Source organism: Lysobacter sp. KIS68-7 (genome assembly GCF_021284745.1).
Classification (GTDB): Bacteria; Pseudomonadota; Gammaproteobacteria; order Xanthomonadales; family Xanthomonadaceae; genus Noviluteimonas.
Genome location: NZ_CP089925.1, coordinates 474,836 through 494,326 on the forward strand (window position 1 = coordinate 474,836; position 19,491 = coordinate 494,326).

Below are 19,491 nucleotides of genomic sequence, written 5' to 3' on the forward strand. Positions count from 1 at the left end.
GCATGCGAAGCTGGATCGCCTACTGCCTGGTGCTCACGACGGTGTTGCTCACCGTCTCCGGCCAGTTCCTGCTCAAGTGGCAGGTCCTGCGCGCGGGGGCGCTGCCGGCGGACGCGAGCGAACGGCTGCATTTCCTCCTGCGCCTGCTGCTCAATCCCTGGGTGCTGTCCGCCTTCGCCGCGGCCTTCCTCGCCTCGGTGACGTGGATGATGGCGATGACCAAGCTGCAGCTGAGCCACGCCTATCCGATGACCGCGCTGACCTTCGCGCTCGTGGTGTTCGGCAGCGCGGTGCTCTTCCATGAGCCGGTGACGCCGCTGAAGGTCGTGGGCCTGGTCCTGATCGTCGCGGGCATCGTCGTCGGAAGCCAGGGATGAGCACGGCCGGCGGCTTCAGGCCGGAATACTTCGCCGAACTCGCGCGCACGGAAGCGAACAACTTCTGGTTCCGCGCGCGCAACGACCTGATCGTGGACGCCATCCGGCGCAACTTCCCCGGTCGCCGCGACTTCCTCGAAATCGGCTGCGGCACGGGCTTCGTGCTGTCGGGCATCGCGCAGGCGTTCCCCGACATGGCCCTGTCGGGCAGCGAGCTGTTTCCCGAAGGCCTGCCCTTCGCGGCTGCGCGCGTGCCGCGCGCGCGCCTGATGCAGATGGATGCGCGGCAGATTCCGTACCGCGGCGCGTTCGACCTCATCGGCGCATTCGACGTCATCGAACACATCGACGACCACGTCGCGGTGCTGAAGTCGATGTTCGACGCCCTCGCGCCCGGCGGCGGCGCGATGTTCACCGTGCCGCAGCATCCGCAGTTGTGGAGCCGCGCGGACGACATCGCCTGCCACGTGCGCCGCTATCGCCCGGGCGAACTGGAAGCGCTTCTGCGCGACGCCGGTTTCCGCATCGTCGAGACCACCTCCTTCGTGACCCTGTTGCTCCCGATGCTCGCGGCCTCGCGCCTGCTCGGCGGACGCAACAAGGAAAGTCATGGCGCGGAACTCGAACTCCCGCGCCCCCTCAACGCGGCCCTGTACGGCGTGATGCAGTTCGAACGCGCCCTGATCCGGATGGGCCTCCGATTCCCCTGGGGCGGCACCCGCCTCGTGTGCGCAGAGAAACCCGCATGAAGATTCCCTTCAATCGCCCCTTCATGACCGGGCGCGAGCTTTGGTACATCGCGCAGGCGCACGCCAACGCGCACCTCTCCGGCGACGGCCCGTTCACCAAGCGCTGCCATGCCTGGCTCGAACAGGAAACACGGACGAAGAAGGCGCTGCTCACGCAGTCGTGCACCGCGGCGCTGGAAATGTCCGCGCTGATGCTCGACCTGCAACCGGGCGACGAAGTCATCATGCCGTCCTTCACCTTCGTCTCCACCGCGAACGCCTTCGTGCTGCGCGGCGCGGTGCCGGTCTTCGTCGACATCCGCAAGGACACGCTCAACATCGACGAGCGCCTCATCGAAGCGGCGATCACGCCGCGCACGAAGGCGATCTGCGTGGTGCACTACGCCGGCGTGTCCTGCGAGATGGATCCGATCATGGACATCGCCGCACGCCACGGCATCGCCGTGATCGAGGACGCCGCGCAGGGCATCTTCTCGCGCTACAACGGACGCCCGCTCGGCAGCATCGGCCAGTTCGGCGCGCTGAGCTTCCACGAAACCAAGAACGTGATCTCCGGCGAAGGCGGTGCGTTGCTGGTGAACGACCCGGCGGGCGTGGAGCGCGCGGAGATCATCCGCGAGAAGGGCACCAACCGCAGCAAGTTCTTCCGCGGCCAGGTGGACAAGTACACGTGGGTGGACGTCGGTTCGTCCTACCTCCCGGGCGAGATCATTGCGGCCTTCCTCGCCGCGCAGTTCGAAGAGGCTGAAGCGATCACCGCGCGCCGGCTGGCGATGTGGGACCGCTACCACGCGTGGGCCGAACCGCTGGAACGCGCCGGCCGCCTGCGCCGCCCGATCGTGCCCGACAACTGCACGCACAACGCGCACATGTACTACCTGTTGCTGGACGATCTCGCCGATCGCACGCATTTCATCGAAACGCTGAAGGCGAAGGACATCGGCGCGGTGTTCCACTACATCCCGCTGCACTCCTCGCCCGCCGGCATGAAGTACGGGCGCGCGCACGGCGGGATGTCGGTGACCGACTCGATCAGCGACCGCCTCGTGCGCATGCCGCTGTGGTGCGGACTGGAAGAGCACATGGACTTCGTGCTCGAGACCGCGAGCGCCGCGCTCGCACGTTGACGCAGGGATTCGAAGCGGTCAGTCCGCTTCGAAACCGTGGCGCTGGCGGAACGCCGGCGAATACACGTTGAGGTGGTGGTCGCGCAGGAAGACCACCACGCGCACGCGCACCGGCTCCGGCATGCGGCACACCGTGATCTGCGGCATGCACTTGTCGGGGGCGACCTCCGGCTTGTCGGCCAGCGCTTCCATCTGCACCGCCAGGCGCTGCACGTAGGCCTGCTGGTACGGCGCGCGGATCCAGGCCTGACGATCCAGCGGCGCCTGCAACAGCACCAGGCCGAGGCACGCGGCGATCATCGCGCCACCGACGCGCTTCGTGTTGGCGGGATCCAGCGACGGACGGCGCTCGACGTACCAGCACACCGCCATCAGCAGCAACGCGACGACGTGCAGCTGGTAGAACACGATGTAGCGCGGCTGCAGGAACGCGGCTTCGCCGTACTGCGGTACGCGGCCGATGAGCACGCCCGCGCACAGCCCGTAGAACAGCAGCATGGTCGCGACCGCGAGGAACCACGCCGCCGTCGGGCGACGACGCCACGCCTGCCACCAGAACACCGCGTGCGCGACGATGAAGCCCAGGCGCAGCGCCATGTCGACGGCATGCCCGAACGAATGGAAGACCTGCTGCGCCTGCATCGGATACAGCACGCCGGAGGACAGGGGCACGGTCATCGCCAACGCCAGTCGCGGCAACGACACCGCCGCGGCGTGCGGCCCGCCCGCCATCGGGATCGACTGCATGGGCGGCGCGAGCGCCCACGACACGAGCTTGACCGCGATGCACGCGAGCACCATCGCGCCGATCGCGCGCAGCGCGGGCTTCGTCTCGCCCGTGCGCAGGCCGTACAGGCCCGTCGCGAGCGCCGCGGCGATGACCGCGATGACACCGCCGCCGTCGGAGACCAGCGTCACGGCGAACACCGCCACCACGATCGGCCACGCGCGCGCGCCTTCCAGTGCGCGCCAGGCCGCCAGGTACAAGGCGAAGCAGCAGAACAGCGCGACGAAGGCCAAGGTCAGCAGGGGCCACTCGAAGATCTCGCTGGTGTTGAGCGAGACATACACGGCGCACATCGCCACCCATGCCAGCTGCACCGGCCAGTCCGCGAAATCGCGGGCCGGGGTGGCGCGCTTCAGCGCCACGCGGAACAGCCACAGCGTCGCGACGGCGAAGGCGAACCCGATCCATGCATCGACCGACAGGTCCACGCCGAACAGGCGATAGTTGAGCAGGAGCAGGAGCTTGTGGAAGGGCAGCGCGTGGTCCATCGCCGAACGCTTGGCGAAGAAATCGCCGAGGGTGAGCTGCCCGTCCACGTACTTGCGCAGGAAGACGTCGACGAAATACCACGCATCGCTGATCACCAGCGGATTGGCGACGGTGGCGATGAACACCACGGCATGCACGAGCGTGGCCGCCACCAGCGCCCACGCCACTGCGCGCGGCCAGTGCGACGGAAGGGCGCCGACGGCATCCCCCGGGGCGGGCGCGAGCGACGGGTTGCGCATGGCATTCGGGTCCAGGGTCCGGGGTGGCCGCGATTGTATAGGCGCGAGGTGGCGAGGGCCTCCCTGCACGCGCGGGCGATGCAGTGCCCGGTGGTAGACTTGCGCGCCGCATCCGCCTCGCCGCCCAATGGATTTTCCCGCGATGCGTTCATTCGCCCCGCCGCTCAAGGACTGGTCCCGCTCCTTCTCGCTGCACGGCCTGTGGGTGAACCTGGCGCTGGAAGACCTGCGCGACCGCTATCGGCGCACCGTGCTCGGGCTGACCTGGATCGTCTTTTCCTTCGCGCTGTTCGTCGGCGTGAAGATGTTCGTCTTCGGTCCGCTGAACGCGGCGTCGGTGTCCGAGTTCGGCGTGTACGTCACCCTCGGGTTCGGCCTGTGGACCTACATCAACGCGATGGTGACCGACGCCTGCACGGCGTACATGCATTCGCGCGCCTGGATCCTGGGCACGTCCACGCCCTACCCGGTCTACCTGCTGCAGGCCATCGCGCGGAACTGGATGATCTTCGGGATGATCCTGCTCGTGATGGCGGCCTCGCTGTACTGGAACCCGAAGCCGATCACCATGAACGCCCTGTGGGCGCTCCCCGCACTGGCGATGTACCTGGTGTCCTCGGTGTGGGTGTCGGCGATCCTCGCGCCGTTGTGCGCGCGCTGGCGCGACCTGTACCAGACCGTGCAGACCGGCCTGCGCCTGGTGTTCTTCGCCACGCCGATCCTGTGGATGCCGCGCAACTTCGATCGCCTGGCGACCATCGCCGAGCTCAATCCGATTTCGCATTTCATCGCGATCGTCCGCGACCCGCTGATGTACGGCCGCGTGCCCGTCGACAGTTGGACGCTCGTGCTGGTCACCAACGCCGTCGGCCTGCTGGCCGGCGCGGTGGTCTACGCCAGCACGCGACGCCGCCTGCCGCACTGGATCTGACATGCACCTGGAAGCCGACCACATCACGCTCGACTTCCCGCTCGCGCAGGGCGGTCACAGTCGCGGCGCCGTCGCGGGCGGACCGCCGCTCGGCGGACGCCTGCGCCAGGAAGGCCGCAGCACGTTCGTGCGCGCGCTCGACGACGTGTCGTTCAAGCTGGAAACCGGCGACCGCCTCGCGCTCGTCGGCCACAACGGTTCGGGCAAGTCGACCCTGCTGCGCGTGCTCGCCGGCATCTACCACCCGGATCGCGGGCACGTGTCGAGCAGCAGCCACGTCTCGGGCATCTTCAACATGTCGCTCGGTTTCCGGCAGGAAGCCACGGGCTATCGCAACCTCGTGCTCAAGGGCCTGATGGCCGGGCGCTCGCGTGCCGAGATCGAAGCGGCGCTGCCGGAGATCGCGGAGTTCACGGGCCTGGGGCCCTACCTCGACATGCCCCTGCACACCTACTCGCAAGGCATGGCGATGCGCCTGGCGTTCGCGGCGACGACCGCGTTCTCCAACGACATCCTGGTGATGGACGAATGGATCGGCGCGGGCGATGCCGGCTTCCAGGAAAAGATCATCGCGCGCATGACCGATTTCCTGCATGCGTCCACGATCGTCGTCGTCGCCTCGCACAGTGCAAGCCTGCTGCGCCGCCTGGCGAACAAGGCGATGTGGCTCGAACAGGGCCAGGTGCGTCGCGTCGGCGGGCCCGAGGTGATCGACGAATACGAAGCGGCGGCCAGCGTGGTGGAGCTTGCCGCGCCGCTGCGCACGCACGTCGCGTCGGGCAGTGGCCTGTGGGTCGCGCGCGAAGGCCTGGAGGCGCCGCACCTGCTTTGGAACTTGCGGGGCGACGTCAGCGGCCTGCAGTTGCGCGTGCAGGAACCGGGCCGCGAGGTGCTGGTGGTGCGTGCGTCGGTGGCGCGCTGCGGCGCGTGGCCGTTCGCGCCGTGGGTGCGTCCGGGCATGCGCTTCGAGATCGCGCGCCCGCACGAAGAGCCCGTGATCTCGCTCGTGACCGACGACGCCTGCGCGGCCTGATCCTGTCGCAGGCGCTCAGCGCGCCTCAAGCAATCCCTTCAACCGTTCGCGCGCACTGCCGCGCGAGGTGACGCGGCGCGCGTAAGCCAGGCCCGCGTCCGACAGGCGCTGCCACAAGGCATCGTCTCGCAGCAGCGCGATCACGTGCTCGGCCAACGCCTCCGGCGTATCGCCGACCAGCACGTCCTCGCCCGGCGACAGCAGCATCCCTTCAGCGGCCACCGGCGTGCACACCGCGGGCACGCCCTGCGCCAGGCTCGCGGCCACCTTGCCCTTCGCGCCGGCCCCGAAGCGCAACGGCGCGATGGTCATGCGGCGGCGTGCGAGGAATGCGTCGAGGTCTTCGACGAAGCCGACCGCGCGCACGCCTGGCACGTCGCCCAGGGCGCGGACGTCGGGCGTCATGTGGCTGCCGACGATATCGAGCCGCGCATCGGGCACCGCCGCGCGCACGAGGGGCCATGCGGTCTGGACGAACCAGCGGATCGCATCGGCGTTCGGCGGATGGCGGAAGCCACCGACGAAGCACACACCGTCGCGACCGGCGAGCGGCGCGATCGCATCGGAGGGCTCGCACACGAGCGGGAACAGGGCGATCTCGCGCCCCGGCAGCGCTTCCTGCAACAGCGTGCGCTCGTAATCCGAATGCACCAGCGCGACATCGACCTTGCCGACCACCTCGAGTTCGCGCTCGCGCGTCATCAGCGCCGTGGCGAGCGCATCGGCGCTGCCGGCGAGTTCGGCTTCGCGCATCTCGCGCAGCCAGTGCATGTCGGCGTTGAGGAACAGCACGCGCGCGTCCGGATAACGGCGGCGCAGCAGGTCCAGGTGTTTTTCGCCAACGCCGAAGCGGTGCAGGAAGATGACGTCGAACGGTTCCTTGCGCGCGACCACGAAGGAGGCCATGCGCGAATGCGCCGGATGGTAGATGGCTTCGATGCCGCGGCGCTGCAGCGCGCGCGTGGGCTCGCCGACGTGCGCGAAGTTGTCCTCCGGAACGAACGTCACCTTGCACCCGGCCGCCACCATGCCCTGCAGGATTTCGTCGGCGACCACCGAACCGGCATCCTCGTTGGGCGTCGGCGTGGTCTTGTCCACGAACAGCACGCGCCTTGCGACGGCGCGCTCCTTCTCGAGTTCCGGCTGGTCGGCGTTCTCGCGATGCGTGGCGAGCACATCCGCCCAGCGTTCGCGCAGCTTGCGCAGGTTCTCCACCTGGTAGGCCTTTACGCCGGAACCGAGGTCGGTGCCCGAGCTGATGCCTTCGAAGTGCAGCAGTTGCGAGAGCGGCTGCACGACGGTGCGCAAGCCGGCGGCGCGCACGCGGAACGCGAGGTCCGCGTCTTCGGCATAGGCCGGCACGAACAGTTCGTCGAAACCGCCCAGTCGTTCCCACAGCGCGCGCGGCAAGGCGATCGATGCGCCTGACACGTAGTCCACGTCGCGCCGGTAGCAGAATTCGGGGCGGCGCGGATCGGCCAGTCGCCCGTAGTTCCAGGCCGAGCCATCGCGCCAGACGATGCCGCCGCATTCCTGCAGGCGACCGTCGGGGAAGATCAGCTTCGACCCGGCCAGGCCGATGCGCGGGTCGGAATCCAGCGTGTCGACCAGTTCGTCGAGCCAGCCCGGCAGCACCAGCGTGTCGTTGTTGAGGAACACCACGTGGCGGCCGCGCGCCTGCGCCGCCGTCGCGTTGCAGTTGCGCACGAAGCCCAGGTTCTGCGCATGGCGGATGTGGCGCACGCCGGGCAATGGCAAGGCCAGCGCGGCGGCGGTCGCGTCGTTGGAACCGTCGTCGCCGACCAGGATCTCGATGCGATGGCGCGTTGCGTGCGACAGCAACGCATCGATGCACGCGAGCGTGAACGGCACCTGGTTGTAAACGGGCACCACGATGGAGACATCGGGAAGCGCGTCGTCGCCGGCGACCGGTGCGCGCGGCGTGCGCGCGGCGATGGCCTGCGCCCAGCCGACCGCTTCGGCTTCGCTGCACGCGAGGCGTTCGGCACGGCGCGTGGTGTCCGTCGAAATCGGCAGGTGGTAGCGCTCGATGCGCGCGATCGTGTCGGCCGTGGTGGCCGCATCGAACTCGGCGGAGAGGAAGCGGCGCAGGCCGGCATGCGATCGCTCGCCGGGCTGGGTGGGCTGTTCGCCGATCGCGCGCACGATGGCGCGCGGGAGGAGCGGCCGTCCGTCGTTTCCGCCTGCCGCATGCTGCGCGACGCGATTGGCGAAGCGCAACGGGCGCGTGATCTTCCAGCTTCGGCTGCCGAGGATGACGGCGAGTTCGCGCCGCAGTTCGTCGCCCTGGCGGACGAACTCCGCCAGCTCGGCGCGCAGGGTTTCGCATTCCAGGTCGCGCTCGGCGTAGTCCGACTGCGCCTTGTGCAGCATCGCGTTGATGCGGTCGATTTCGATGAGGTGCGCGTCGTCTTCGAGGCGAACCGTGTCGAATTCGCGGCGCAGCGCTGCCTCTTCCTCGCGGATCGCCAGGATCTCGTGGTTGAGGCGCGTGATCTCGCGTTGCGCCGCGGCCTGCGCGGCCTGCAGACGCGCGTCGGTTTCGCGGTACACCTGCAGCGCGGTGTTGCGTTCGTCCAGCGCGACCCGTTCTGCCTCCTGCGCGGCGAACAGGCGATGCGTGCGGTCCTGCAGCAGGGGACCGGCGAGGTTCGCCAGTGCGCCCAGCGCGTCGCGCACGGGAGCGAGTTCCGCGGTCGACGGGCGTTCGCCGCGCGCGGCGCGTTCGAACCACGTCCACACCGCATCCGCCCACGCAGCGACGGTGTCGGCCACCACGACGTCCCTGGCTTCGGCGCGGGTCTCGAGCAGGAAATCGCGGATCGCGTCTTCGTCGGGCGCCTGCGGCCACTGCACGTGCTGCTCGGCGGCGATGCGATCGGTGGTCGCGCGCCAGTCCTCGAGCAGCTCCGCGTAGGTCACGCAGGTCGCGCCTTGCGCCACCGCGTCCGCCGCGACGAGACCGTAGGACACGTAGAGCAGCGCCGCACCCTGCGCGCTGCATCCGTCGCGACGCACGAGCGAATCGACGACTTCGCGCCACGGCCGCATCATCACCACCCACGCCGGACGCACGCCCTGTGCCTGCAGCACGCCAGCCCAGAACGGTTGCAGCAGCGTGCAGCGCGGATCCTTCACGACGCTCAGCGGTGCGTCGCCGAAGTCCTCGTCCAGGATCCGGCGTGCGTCCTCCGCGAAGGCGGCGTAGGCCCCGGGCGCGGCAGGCAAGTGGAACGGCGCGAACGGGTCGTCCCAGGCCAGGTCGAACGCGGCCAGCACGCGGTCGTCGAGCGCGACCACCGCTTCGGGTTCCCAGTAGCCGCTCTGGTTGCCGGCGTTGGCGGGCAGCACCCGTTGCGGCAAGCGCGCGCCGCGCAGGGACAACACGCGCGCAAGCGCGGACGTGCCCGCGCGGTGCATGCCGAGGATGAAGAGCGAGGTGCGCGCCATGGAGGTGCGTTCCACGTCAGACGACCGATCGATCCGCACAGTAGTCCAGGAATCGTTGCTTCACGATGTCCCAGGCCTCCGCGTCCGCGTGCGCCCCTCCCGGCTGTGCCGCGACGAGTTCGTACACCGACTGCGCGCGCTGGAACTGCGCGTTGTCCTTCAGCAGCTCACGGTTGCGCGCGCGCTTGTCGTCCACTTCGGAAGAGTTGAGCTTCTCCCCCAGGGGCAGCAGGCAATCGGGCGACCATGCTTCACCGAGGAACTCGCATACCTGCCGGAACAAGGCTTCCGGATCGCCCGCGATGCGTTCGAACGGCAGGCGGAACACGCGATCGCCGCCCAGGCCGCGCTCGGCGTACCAGGCGTTTTCCGTGTGCTGGATCCAGGTGTCCAGGCCCTGCTCCAGCGCCTGCGGTTCGGCACCGACCTTGTCGAAACCTTCCAGCGACGTGGCCACGTCGTCGGGGCGACGCAGGTTATGGATGAAGCGCGCGTCCGGGAACATCTCCGAGAGCGCCCAGACGTAGTGGCTGTTCAGGGGCGTGCCGTCCACCCAGCGCCGCTTCGGATCGACGCCCGTGCGCTTGAGCTGCATCGGGTTGGCGGACAGGTTCTGCGGCACGCGCCACGCGGGATCCTGCGCGGCCGCGCCGTACAGGCGATCGACGCGCCGGGCGAAGGCGTCCTGCACGACGGCCTCCACGGTTTCGCCCACGCGCTGCATGAAACGATCCACCGGATAGTCGATGTTCGACAGGTGCGAGAAGCGACCGCGCTCGGAGCCCTTGCGATGCGAGAGGAACGCACCGACGCCCATGCTCGCGATCCACGCCGTTTCGGGCATCGGCTGGATGTTGGGGTGCTGGCCGAGCACCCACGTGGTGATCGACGTCCCCGAGCGGGGGGCGCCGATGATGAAGATGGGACGTGCCTGCTCCATGGCGTCGCGGACCATCAGGCGAGTGCTTGCGCCAGGTCGCGACGGAGGTCTTCGAGATCCTCCACGCCCACGCTCAGGCGCACGAGGTTGTCGAACAAGCCCAGTTGCGCGCGGCGTTCCGGCGGGATCGACGCGTGCGTCATGATCGCCGGATGGTTCACCAGGCTTTCCACGCCGCCGAGCGATTCGGCGAGCGTGAACAGCTTCGTGCGTTCGCAGAAACGCTTCGCGCCTTCCAGGCCGCCTTCGACGAACACGGTGACGATGCCGCCGAAGCCCTGCATCTGGCGCTTGGCCAGTGCGTGCTGCGGATGCTCCGGCAAACCCGGATACAGCACGCGCTCGATGCCCTTTTGCGTCTGCAGCCACTGCGCGAGCGCGAGTGCATTTTCGCAATGCGCGCGCATGCGCAGGTGCAGCGTCTTCAGGCCGCGCAGGGCGAGGAAGCTGTCGAACGGCCCCTGCACCGCACCGATGGAGTTCTGCAGGAAGGCGAGCTTCTCGCCGAGTTCGGCGTCGTCGCCGACCACGAGGATGCCGCCGACCATGTCCGAATGGCCGTTGAGGTACTTGGTGGCCGAATGCATGACGACGTCGGCGCCCAGTGCGATCGGGCGCTGCACGATCGGCGAGGCGAAGGTGTTGTCGACGACGACGAGCAGGCCGCGCTTCTTCGCGATCGCGGCGATGGCCGCGATGTCGACGATCTTCAGCAGCGGATTGGTGGGGGTCTCGATCCACACCATCTTCGTGTTCGGGCGAATGGCGGCTTCGAACGCGGCCGGATCGGTCAGGTCGACCCAGCTGAAGTCCAGGCCGGCGCTGCGGCGGCGCACGCGTTCGAACAGGCGGAACGTGCCGCCGTACACATCGTCCATCGCCACGACGTGGTCGCCGCTGTCGAGCAGCTCCAGCAGCGTGGAGGTCGCCGCCAGGCCCGAGCCGAAGGCGAAGCCGCGCGTGCCGCCTTCCAGGCCGGCGATGCAGCGCTCGTAGGCGAAGCGGGTCGGGTTGTGCGTGCGCGAGTACTCGAAGCCCTGGTGCACGCCAGGGCTGGACTGCGCATAGGTCGAGGTCGCGTAGATCGGCGGCATCACCGCGCCGGTCGTCGGGTCCGGCGACTGGCCGGCATGGATGGCCAGCGTGCCTTGACCGTAGTGCTTCGCGTCGCCTTCGACCTTCATCCGATCCGTCCCGATATGCTTGAAAACGAGCGGCAGTCTAGCATCGGGGCCGCTGGACGCAGCCTTACTGGACCCGCCTGCGGAGCCAGTTCAGCAGGTCGATCCGCGTGATCAGGCCGAGGAAATGCGGGCCATCCGTGACGATCGCCACGTGCCCCCGGTCGAAGACGGGCAACAGCGATTCCACCGGCGAGCGCACGTCCAGGATGTCCAGCTTGGAGACCATCGCCGTGGACACCGGGTCGCGGAAGCGGGCCTCGTCGCCGTACACATGCAGCAGCACGTCGGACTCGTCGACGATGCCGACGATCTTCTCGCCGTCCATCACCGGCAGCTGCGAGACGTCGTAGAGCTTCATGCGCTGGTAGGCGGTGACGAGCAGGTCCTTCGGGGCGACCACCACGGTGTCGCGGCGCGAATACGGACGCAGGATCAGGTCGCGCAGGTCGCCGTGCGATTCGCGTTCGAGGAAGCCGTTGTCCAGCATCCAGTAGTCGTTGTACATCTTCGACAGGTACTTGTTGCCCGTGTCGCAGACGAAGACGAGCACGCGCTTGGGCGTGGTCTGCTCGCGGCAGTACTTGAGCGCGGCGGCGAGCAGCGTGCCAGTGGAGGAGCCGCCGAGGATGCCTTCCTTCGACAACAGCTCGCGCGCGGTGAGGAAGCTTTCCTTGTCGGTGATGGCGTACGCCTTCTTCACGCGGGTGAAATCGGAAATCGGCGGCAGGAAGTCTTCGCCGATGCCTTCCACCATCCAGCTCGCCGACTTGTCCGAGAGCGTGCCGCGGTTGATGTATTCCTCGAGGATCGAGCCGACGGGATCGGCGAGGATCAGCTCGGTCTTCGGCGAGTGCTGCGCGAAGCAGCGCGACAGGCCGGTCATCGTGCCGGAGCTGCCGCAGCCGAAGACGATGGCGTCGAGGTCGCCGTCGAGCTGGCGCAGGATCTCCGGGCCCGTGCCGAATTCGTGCGCGGCGGGGTTGTCCGGGTTGCCGAACTGGTTGATGAAATACGCGCCGGGCGTTTCGCGCGCGATGCGTTCGGCCATGTCCTGGTAGTAGTCCGGATGGCCCTTCGCGACGTCGCTGCGCGTGAGCACCACCTGCGCGCCCATCGCCTTGAGGTTGAAGATCTTTTCGCGGCTCATCTTGTCGGGGACGACGAGGATGAGCTTGTAACCCTTCTGCTGCGCAACGAGCGCAAGGCCGATGCCGGTGTTGCCGGCGGTGCCTTCCACGAGCGTGTCGCCGGGCTTGATGTCGCCGCGCTTTTCCGCGGCTTCGATCATCGAGATGCCGATGCGGTCCTTGACCGAGCCGCCGGGGTTCTGGCTTTCGAGTTTCAGGAACAGCGTGCACGGGCCGGTGTCGAGATGCTGGGCCTGCACGATCGGCGTTTGTCCGATCAGTTCGAGCACGGATTGGTGGATCGGCATGGGACGTCCGGCGAATGCCGCCTTGCGCGGCAGGGACGCCCATTATCTTTCAAGTTCGATCTTCGGAGCTTCCGAAGATTTCCATCGCGGGCGACAGCGGGCGGACGAGGAACGCCCGCTGCCGCCCGCGACGGCTGGGCCGTTGCTAGTGGGCGGAAGCAGCGTACATCGTGGTCAATCGATCCTTCGCCGCGAGCTTCTCGCGTTTCATCCTCGACAGCGTGAGGTCGTCGATCGCAAGCACGCCGAGTTCGGCGTCCAGCACCTGCTTGTCGAGTTCCTTGTGCCGCTGGTACAGGGATTTGAACTCGGGATTGGTCTTCATCATCGCGTCGAGTTCTGCCTGCGGTTGCCCTTCGAACATGTCAGCCTCCTTCGGATCGCACACTCAGGGGTAAACAAAAACGCCCCGCGCAGTTGCCTGCGCAGGGCGTTCGTGGGTGCGGGGCCTGGGGTCGATATCGCGGGTTGCCGGGGCATCCTTCCGGTCGCCCGCCCGGAAGGATCTTCCGGCGGCGCGCTCCTCGGATGCGGGCGTTTGGGTCATCGGCCTCGGCTCTCGTGGGCCCGGGAACACAGGTCCCCGGGAAACCGACGCTACTCCTCCCGGTTGGCCGCGGCAAGGGCTCCGACGATGCCCGCACGGGCCTTGCCGACATTCGGCAAGGCACCGTCAAGCGATTGAAAACAAAAGGTTATTTGGACGAGACGATGATCTCGACGCGGCGGTTGCGCGCGCGTCCCGAAGCGGTGCTGTCGTCCGCAACCGGAGACGCTTCACCCAGCCCGGCGGACTGCATCTTCGACTTGGGGATGCCGCCCGCGGCCAGCGCATCGCGCACCGCATCGGCGCGACGCTGCGACAGCTTGAGGTTCGCATCGGCCTCGCCCTGCCCGTCGGTGTGGGCTTCGATCTTCACGCGCGGCACCGGGCCTGCCTTGAGGTAGGCGGCGAGCGCCTTGAGGCGGGTCTTGCCCGAACCGGACAACGTGGCGCCGGAGGCGAAGGCATCGCTGGCGAGCGTGAACACTTCCCCGCGCGAATCGCGCCTGGACGGCGGCAGCGAGGCGCCGGCGGTCAGCTCGGCCTCCTGGCGGGCGAGCGCGGCTTCCTTTTCGCGGGCGGCATTGAGCTTGGAGGTCTGGTCGCCCGTGACGTCGAGGATCACCTCCTCGGCCTGCTGGCGCGCGGCGGATTCGGCCTGCACCGAGTCGCGCAGGCGCTGGGCCTCCTCCATCTGCACCTGTGCCTCGAAGCGCAGGCGCTCGGCCTCCTGGCGGGCGCGTTCGGCATCCTGGCGGCTGGCTTCGACCAGCAGTTCGCTGCGCTCGCGGTCCAGGCGATCCACTTCCCGCTGCGTGGCCGCGGTGTGCGCGGCGGTTTCGGCGGTCTGCACGCGGGCCGTCGCGACCTGCTGGGCGTGGGCCCGGTCGCTCTTGCGCACGTTGGGCAGCGCATCCACCGACTGGCGCGCCTGCAGCCGTTCGTAGGCGGCCAGGCCCTGCAGCCGTGCATCCGCATCGAGGGCGACGAGCCGCTGCGAGAGCACGGCCGCGACATCCTGGCCCGGCCCCACGCCCGCCGCCTCGGGCCATTGCGGCGCGGAGGGGGCCGCGTCGTCCGCGCCCAGGTTCAGGCGCTGGCGCAGGCCCGCGATCTCGCTCCGGTGCTGTTCGTAGTCCGAGCCGGTGGTCGCGGCCCGGCTGCGGGCGAGCGCGAGTTCGGCATCGGCCGACGCGGTTTCCGCGAAACGCCGCGCGTCGTCGTCCTTGCCGCTGGACATCGCCGATTGCGCGGCCGTCAGTGCGTTGCGCGCCGATGCAAGCTCAGCCGATGCGTACTGGTCGGCGTCCGCGCTTTCGGCGCGCGACACGGCCTGCTGCGCGGCCGACAGTTCGCCCGTCGGCGGAGGCAGGCTGGCACAGCCCGACAACGCCGATGTGGCCAGCGCGACTGCGATCACAAGGCCGCGCAGGCGCGCGTGTTGCGTTACAGCGATATGTGCGAAGCTTGGACGCATAGGGGTGCCGTGTCGGTTCGAGGGGTTTGAACGCACGGCCATTGTGGAAATCCCGCGCCGCGCTTGCAAACGCCGGCTGCGGTCCTGTCGGAATAGAGGGGTACGCGCATGGACATCGGCTATTTCCTGAAGCTGATGACGGAGAAGAACGCTTCCGACATGTTCCTGACCACCGGCGCGCCGGTGTACATCAAGGTCGAAGGCAAGCTCTATCCGCTCGGGAACACCGGCCTGCCCACGGGCATGGTGAAGAAGATCGCGTACTCGCTGATGGACGAAGGCCAGGTGCCGCAGTTCGAGCGCGACCTGGAGCTGAACATGGCGATCGCGCTCCCGGAGTCGGGCCGCTTCCGCGTGAACGTGTTCAAGCAGCGCGGCGAAGTGGGCATGGTGATCCGCGCGATCCGCAGCGTGATCCCGTCCATCGAAGAGCTGCAGCTGCCGCAGGTGCTGAAGGAAATCATCATGGCCCCGCGCGGCCTGGTGCTGATCGTCGGCTCCACCGGTTCGGGCAAGTCGACCACGCTCGCTTCGATGATCGACTACCGCAACAGCACTTCGCCGGGCCACATCCTCACCATCGAGGATCCGATCGAATACCTGCACAAGCACAAGAAGTCGATCGTGAACCAGCGCGAAGTCGGCCTGGACACGCACGCCTTCCACAACGCGCTGAAGAACGCGATGCGCGAAGCGCCGGACGTGATCCTGATCGGCGAGATCCTGGACGCGACGACGATGGAAGCGGCGATCGCCTTCGCCGAAACCGGCCACATCTGCCTGGCGACGCTGCACTCCAACAACGCCGACCAGACCATCGAGCGCATCCTCAACTTCTTCCCGGAAGCCGCGCACAAGAACGTGCTGATGAACCTCGCGCTGAACCTCAAGGCGGTGGTCTCGCAGCGTTTGGTGATCGGCGTCGATGGCCGCCGCATCCCGGCGGCGGAAGTGCTGATCAACACGCCGATGATCCGCGACCTGCTGCGCCGCGGCCAGGTGCACGAGATCAAGCAGGCGATGGAAGAGTCGCTGGAAGCGGGCATGGAGTCCTTCGACCAGTGCCTGTTCCGCCTCGCGAAGGAAGGCAAGATCGACAAGGAAGCGGCGTTGCAGGCCGCGGACTCGCGCGACGGCCTCGCCCTCAAGTTCCGCCTGTCCGAAGGCGCGACCGGCGAACACGATCCCTACGCGGACGTCTTCGACACCCGCGTCGGCTGAAGCCTCAATGCTTCTCGGGTGCGTCCGGCTGGTTTTCCGGACGCGCCGCATCGAACGCCGGTAGCGCCAGGCACGCCGCTTCGATCCGCGAAATCGTCGGGAAGCGCGCGATGTCGATGCCGAACCGCCGCGCGTTGTAGAGCTGCGGCACCAGGCACACGTCCGCGAGCGTCGGCAGCGCGCCGTCGCAGAACTCGTCGGTGGACGGATGGTCCACGAGCATGGCTTCGAAGGCATCCAGCCCTTCGCAGATCCAATGGCGCACCCATTCGTCGCGCTCGGGCTGCGGCACGTGCCACTCCCGTTCGAAGTACTGCAGCACGCGCAGGTTGTTGAGCGGATGCACGTCGCACGCAATCACCTGCGCGAGCGCGCGCACGCGCTGGCGGTCGCGCGCGGTGGCGGGCAACAGCGCGGGCGCGGGCCACACTTCATCCAGGTATTCGAGGATGGCCATCGACTGCCGCATCATGCGCTGGCCGTGTTCGAGCACCGGGACCAGGCCTTGCGGATTGGCGGCGCGGAACTCGGCCCCGTGTTGTTCGCCGCCGTCGCGCAGCAGGTGCACGGGGGCGATCTCGTATTTCAGGCCCTTGAGGTTGAGGCCGATGCGTACGCGATACGCGGCGCTGGAGCGCCAGTACGAAAACAAACGCAACCGATCGTTCACTGCCCCACCGTCCCCACGGGCGCCGCTCGGACCGCGGCAGCGCCCACATTAACGGGAGGCCGGCGGGCACGGAAGCCCGCCGGTACCTTCGATCAGACCGCCGGGGTCTGCCGGTCGATGCGCTGGTCGATGGCGCCGAAGATGCTCTTGCCCGCGGCGTCGAACATCTCGATGCGCACGCTGTCACCGAAGGACAGGAAGGGGGTGACCGGCTTGCCCGTCTCGAGGGTTTCCACGGTGCGCTTCTCGGCGAAGCACGAGGCACCCTTGGAGGTGTCCTCGTTGGCGATCGTGCCGGAGCCGACGATGGTGCCCGCCGACAGCGGTCGCGTCTTCGCCGCGTGCGCGACGAGCTGGGCGAAGTCGAACTGCATGTCCACGCCCGCCTCCGGCGCACCGAACCACTGGCCGTTCACGTGCGTCACCAGGGGCAGGTGGACCTTGTTGCCTTCCCACGCGGCGTCGAGTTCGTCGGGCGTGACGAACACGGGCGAGAGCGCGGAGCGCGGCTTGGACTGCAGGAAGCCGAAGCCCTTGGCGAGTTCGCCGGGAATCAGGTTGCGCAGCGAGACGTCGTTGACCAGGCCGACCAGCTGGATGTGCATCGCCGCGCGTTCGGGCGAGACCGCCATCGGCACGTCGTCGGTGATCACCACGATTTCCGCTTCGAGGTCGATGCCGTAGGCCTCGTCGACCACCTTCACCGGATCGCGCGGGCCGAGGAAGCCGGCGCTGGTGGCCTGGTACATCAGCGGGTCGACGTAGAAGCTTTCCGGCACTTCGGCGCCGCGCGCGCGACGCACGCGTTCGACGTGCGGCAGGTAGGCGCTGCCGTCGACGAATTCATAGGCGCGCGGGAGCGGCGCGGCCAGCGCGGCGACATCCAGCTCGAAGGCATCTTCGGCCTCGCCTGCATTCAGTGCGTCGGACAAGGCATTGAGGCGGGGCGCGGCGTTCGACCAGTCTTCCAGCGCGCGCTGCAGCGTGGGCGCGATCGCGGTGGCGCGCACGGCGCGCGTGAGGTCGCGGGAGACGACGATGAGCGTGCCGTCGCGGCCGCCTTCCTTGAGGGAACCGAGCTTCATGCGGGGACTCTTCCGAACGCGTTGAGCCGCGCATTGTAATCGCGCAAAAGAAAACCCGCCGGCTTTCGCTGGCGGGTTTCCTGTTTGGCAGCCCCGGATGGATTCGAACCACCGAATGCCTGAGTCAGAGTCAGGTGCCTTACCGCTTGGCGACGGGGCTTTAGTGCTGCTTGTTGCTTCGGGCCGCGATTGTATCGCGGATTCGAATCAACGCTTCGAGAACTGCGTGGCGCGGCGGGCCTTGTGGAGGCCGACCTTCTTGCGCTCGACTTCGCGGGCGTCGCGGGTCATGAAACCGGCCTTGCGCAGGTCGGACTTCAGCGACTCGTCGTATTCCACGAGGGCGCGCGAGATGCCGAGGCGGATCGCGCCGGCCTGGCCGGTGGTGCCGCCGCCTTCGACCGTCACGATGACGTCGAACTTGTCGGTGGACTGCGTCAGCTCGAGCGGCTGGCGCACGATCATGCGGGCGGTTTCGCGACCGAAGAAGTCTTCGATCGAACGCTCGTTGATGGTGATGGTGCCCGTGCCCTTGCGCAGGAACACGCGGGCCGTGGAGGACTTGCGACGGCCGGTGCCGTAATTCTGCTGGATCGCCATGTCGTTACCTTAGATGTCCAGCGGCTGCGGCTGCTGGGCCGTGTGCGGATGGTTCGGGCCGGCGTACACCTTGAGCTTGCGGTACATGGCGCGGCCGAGCGGGTTCTTCGGGAGCATGCCCTTCACGGCAGTCTCCAGCACGCGCTCAGGATGGCGCTCCAGCGCCTGGGCGAGCGATTCGGTCTTCAGGTTGCCGATGTAACCGGTGAACCGGTGGTACATCTTGTCCTGCATCTTCTTGCCGGTCACGTGGACTTTCTCGGCGTTGATCACCACGAGGTAATCGCCGGTATCGACGTGCGGGGTATAGACGGGCTTGTGCTTGCCGCGCAGGCGGCGTGCAAGTTCGGAGGCGAGGCGACCGAGGGTCTTGCCTTCGGCATCGACCACGTACCAGTCACGCTGGACGGTCTCGTTCTTGGCGCTGAAAGTCTTCATGCGTAACTCGTTTGGGTACATGGTCGGGCTGGTTCAGGCCGTGCTGCCGTGGCCGGAACGTTGCCGCGCGATGTAGGGGCGGAGCGAAAAGAGGCGGAATGATAGCCGCGGGCCGGTTGGCCCGCAACCCTGGGGACCCTCGCCCTCAGGCGGCCGTGGTGGCGGCCGGCACCCGGCGGCCGCGTAGCGGCGCCGGGGCGAACAGGGTCGCGCCCGCGAAATAGAGGACCCGCAGCTGGTAACCGCGCGGGGAATAGCCGATGAACACGGCTCCCGTGCGCTCGCCCACCGCCTTGGAGAACTGGGCGTTCAGGCCCGGGTTCTCGATCTCCAGCAGCACGCCGAGGCTCTCGGGCTTCTCCCGGTTGCCCGCTTCCAGGATGGCGCAGGCCTCCTGGAAAAAGGGCAGCGCCTGCTGGTGGCCGCGCATTTCGGGCGCGAAGAACTGGCGGAACAGATACGTCGGCTGGCGCAGGCGCGGGATCACGCGCAGCACCGCGGTGGCCACGCCGCACAGCGCGCCCTCCGCGTTGCGCGCGATGCACACCGCCTGCGGCGCACGCAGCTTCGCGCGCTCGGCGTCGGGGATCGCGCCGTGGCGCATCCAGAATTCGACGAGCTCGGCCTGCAGTTCCGGCGTGACCTTGCGCCAGACCTGCGTGGTGGTGAAGTCCTTCGCCTGCTTGCGTGCCAC

Annotated in this window: 18 protein-coding genes and 1 tRNA gene; 6 read left to right on the forward strand and 13 right to left on the reverse strand. The window is 68.1% G+C overall.

All coding sequences use genetic code 11. The features are described 5' to 3' along the window. The first annotated feature begins 2 nt into the window (after positions 1 to 2). The 3 genes from LVB87_RS02275 to rffA are packed head-to-tail and all read left to right on the forward strand — an operon-like array spanning position 3 to position 2,253. Positions 3 to 377 carry an EamA family transporter gene (locus tag LVB87_RS02275; RefSeq protein ID WP_232899300.1) on the forward strand — a complete coding sequence of 125 codons (375 nt, stop codon included), beginning with the start codon at positions 3 to 5 and terminating at the stop codon, positions 375 to 377. After that, on the forward strand, positions 374 to 1,126 hold the full coding sequence (locus tag LVB87_RS02280) for a class I SAM-dependent methyltransferase (RefSeq protein WP_232899301.1): 753 nt from the start codon (positions 374 to 376) through the stop codon (positions 1,124 to 1,126). Before LVB87_RS02275 ends, LVB87_RS02280 begins: the two co-directional genes overlap by 4 nt. Continuing rightward, positions 1,123 to 2,253: a dTDP-4-amino-4,6-dideoxygalactose transaminase gene (gene rffA, locus LVB87_RS02285; protein WP_232899302.1), complete on the forward strand. Its 1,131-nt coding sequence runs from the start codon at positions 1,123 to 1,125 to the stop codon at positions 2,251 to 2,253. The genes LVB87_RS02280 and rffA overlap by 4 nt, the downstream gene beginning before the upstream one ends. 18 nt (positions 2,254 to 2,271) lie before the next feature. Here the strand turns inward: rffA and LVB87_RS02290 are convergent, their stop codons facing one another. Further along, positions 2,272 to 3,768: a hypothetical protein gene (locus LVB87_RS02290; RefSeq protein ID WP_232899303.1), complete on the reverse strand. Its 1,497-nt coding sequence runs from the start codon at positions 3,766 to 3,768 to the stop codon at positions 2,272 to 2,274. A 142-nt stretch (positions 3,769 to 3,910) separates the two neighbouring features. On the opposite strand from LVB87_RS02290, the gene LVB87_RS02295 reads away from it, so the two are divergent. Together LVB87_RS02295 and LVB87_RS02300 are read left to right on the forward strand one after the other, a co-directional pair. Further along, complete coding sequence (locus LVB87_RS02295) at positions 3,911 to 4,699, forward strand: hypothetical protein (RefSeq protein ID WP_232899304.1); 789 nt, start codon at positions 3,911 to 3,913, stop codon at positions 4,697 to 4,699. Between the two features lies 1 nt (position 4,700). After that, positions 4,701 to 5,732 carry an ATP-binding cassette domain-containing protein gene (locus LVB87_RS02300; RefSeq protein WP_232899305.1) on the forward strand — a complete coding sequence of 344 codons (1,032 nt, stop codon included), beginning with the start codon at positions 4,701 to 4,703 and terminating at the stop codon, positions 5,730 to 5,732. Between the two features lie 15 nt (positions 5,733 to 5,747). Here the strand turns inward: LVB87_RS02300 and LVB87_RS02305 are convergent, their stop codons facing one another. The 6 genes from LVB87_RS02305 to LVB87_RS02330 form a co-directional block, all read right to left on the reverse strand. Further along, positions 5,748 to 9,218 (reverse strand): glycosyltransferase, encoded by a 3,471-nt coding sequence (locus LVB87_RS02305; RefSeq protein ID WP_232899306.1) that lies wholly within the window; start codon positions 9,216 to 9,218, stop codon positions 5,748 to 5,750. 1 nt (position 9,219) lies between these two features. After that, the gene (locus tag LVB87_RS02310; protein WP_232899307.1) at positions 9,220 to 10,158 is read right to left on the reverse strand and encodes a sulfotransferase; all 939 of its coding nucleotides are present in this window, start codon (positions 10,156 to 10,158) and stop codon (positions 9,220 to 9,222) included. Beyond that, the gene (locus LVB87_RS02315; protein ID WP_232899308.1) at positions 10,158 to 11,327 is read right to left on the reverse strand and encodes a cystathionine gamma-synthase; all 1,170 of its coding nucleotides are present in this window, start codon (positions 11,325 to 11,327) and stop codon (positions 10,158 to 10,160) included. The genes LVB87_RS02310 and LVB87_RS02315 overlap by 1 nt, the downstream gene beginning before the upstream one ends. A gap of 64 nt (positions 11,328 to 11,391) precedes the next feature. Next, entirely contained in the window at positions 11,392 to 12,762 is a 1,371-nt protein-coding gene (locus LVB87_RS02320) for a pyridoxal-phosphate dependent enzyme (protein WP_232899309.1), read from the reverse strand. Positions 12,763 to 12,907: 145 nt separating this feature from the next. After that, on the reverse strand, positions 12,908 to 13,126 hold the full coding sequence (locus LVB87_RS02325; protein ID WP_232899310.1) for a YdcH family protein: 219 nt from the start codon (positions 13,124 to 13,126) through the stop codon (positions 12,908 to 12,910). Between the two features lie 331 nt (positions 13,127 to 13,457). Next, complete coding sequence (locus tag LVB87_RS02330) at positions 13,458 to 14,783, reverse strand: OmpA family protein (protein ID WP_232899311.1); 1,326 nt, start codon at positions 14,781 to 14,783, stop codon at positions 13,458 to 13,460. A 108-nt stretch (positions 14,784 to 14,891) separates the two neighbouring features. Here LVB87_RS02330 and LVB87_RS02335 point away from each other — a divergent pair, with 108 nt between their 5' ends. Continuing rightward, complete coding sequence (locus tag LVB87_RS02335; protein ID WP_232899312.1) at positions 14,892 to 16,004, forward strand: PilT/PilU family type 4a pilus ATPase; 1,113 nt, start codon at positions 14,892 to 14,894, stop codon at positions 16,002 to 16,004. A 4-nt stretch (positions 16,005 to 16,008) separates the two neighbouring features. Here the strand turns inward: LVB87_RS02335 and maiA are convergent, their stop codons facing one another. The 6 genes from maiA to LVB87_RS02365 all read right to left on the reverse strand — a co-directional run bounded on the left by maiA (position 16,009) and on the right by LVB87_RS02365 (position 19,491). Beyond that, entirely contained in the window at positions 16,009 to 16,674 is a 666-nt protein-coding gene (gene maiA / locus LVB87_RS02340) for a maleylacetoacetate isomerase (RefSeq protein ID WP_232899313.1), read from the reverse strand. A gap of 92 nt (positions 16,675 to 16,766) precedes the next feature. Continuing rightward, the gene (locus LVB87_RS02345; protein ID WP_232899314.1) at positions 16,767 to 17,759 is read right to left on the reverse strand and encodes a fumarylacetoacetate hydrolase family protein; all 993 of its coding nucleotides are present in this window, start codon (positions 17,757 to 17,759) and stop codon (positions 16,767 to 16,769) included. A gap of 85 nt (positions 17,760 to 17,844) precedes the next feature. After that, a tRNA-Gln gene (locus LVB87_RS02350) sits at positions 17,845 to 17,919 on the reverse strand. 47 nt (positions 17,920 to 17,966) lie between these two features. Beyond that, entirely contained in the window at positions 17,967 to 18,359 is a 393-nt protein-coding gene (rpsI, locus tag LVB87_RS02355; RefSeq protein WP_232899315.1) for a 30S ribosomal protein S9, read from the reverse strand. 9 nt (positions 18,360 to 18,368) lie between these two features. After that, the gene (gene rplM / locus LVB87_RS02360) at positions 18,369 to 18,797 is read right to left on the reverse strand and encodes a 50S ribosomal protein L13 (RefSeq protein ID WP_232899316.1); all 429 of its coding nucleotides are present in this window, start codon (positions 18,795 to 18,797) and stop codon (positions 18,369 to 18,371) included. Between the two features lie 145 nt (positions 18,798 to 18,942). Next, positions 18,943 to 19,491, reverse strand: a complete 549-nt coding sequence (locus LVB87_RS02365) for a hypothetical protein (protein WP_232899317.1) — start codon at positions 19,489 to 19,491, stop codon at positions 18,943 to 18,945.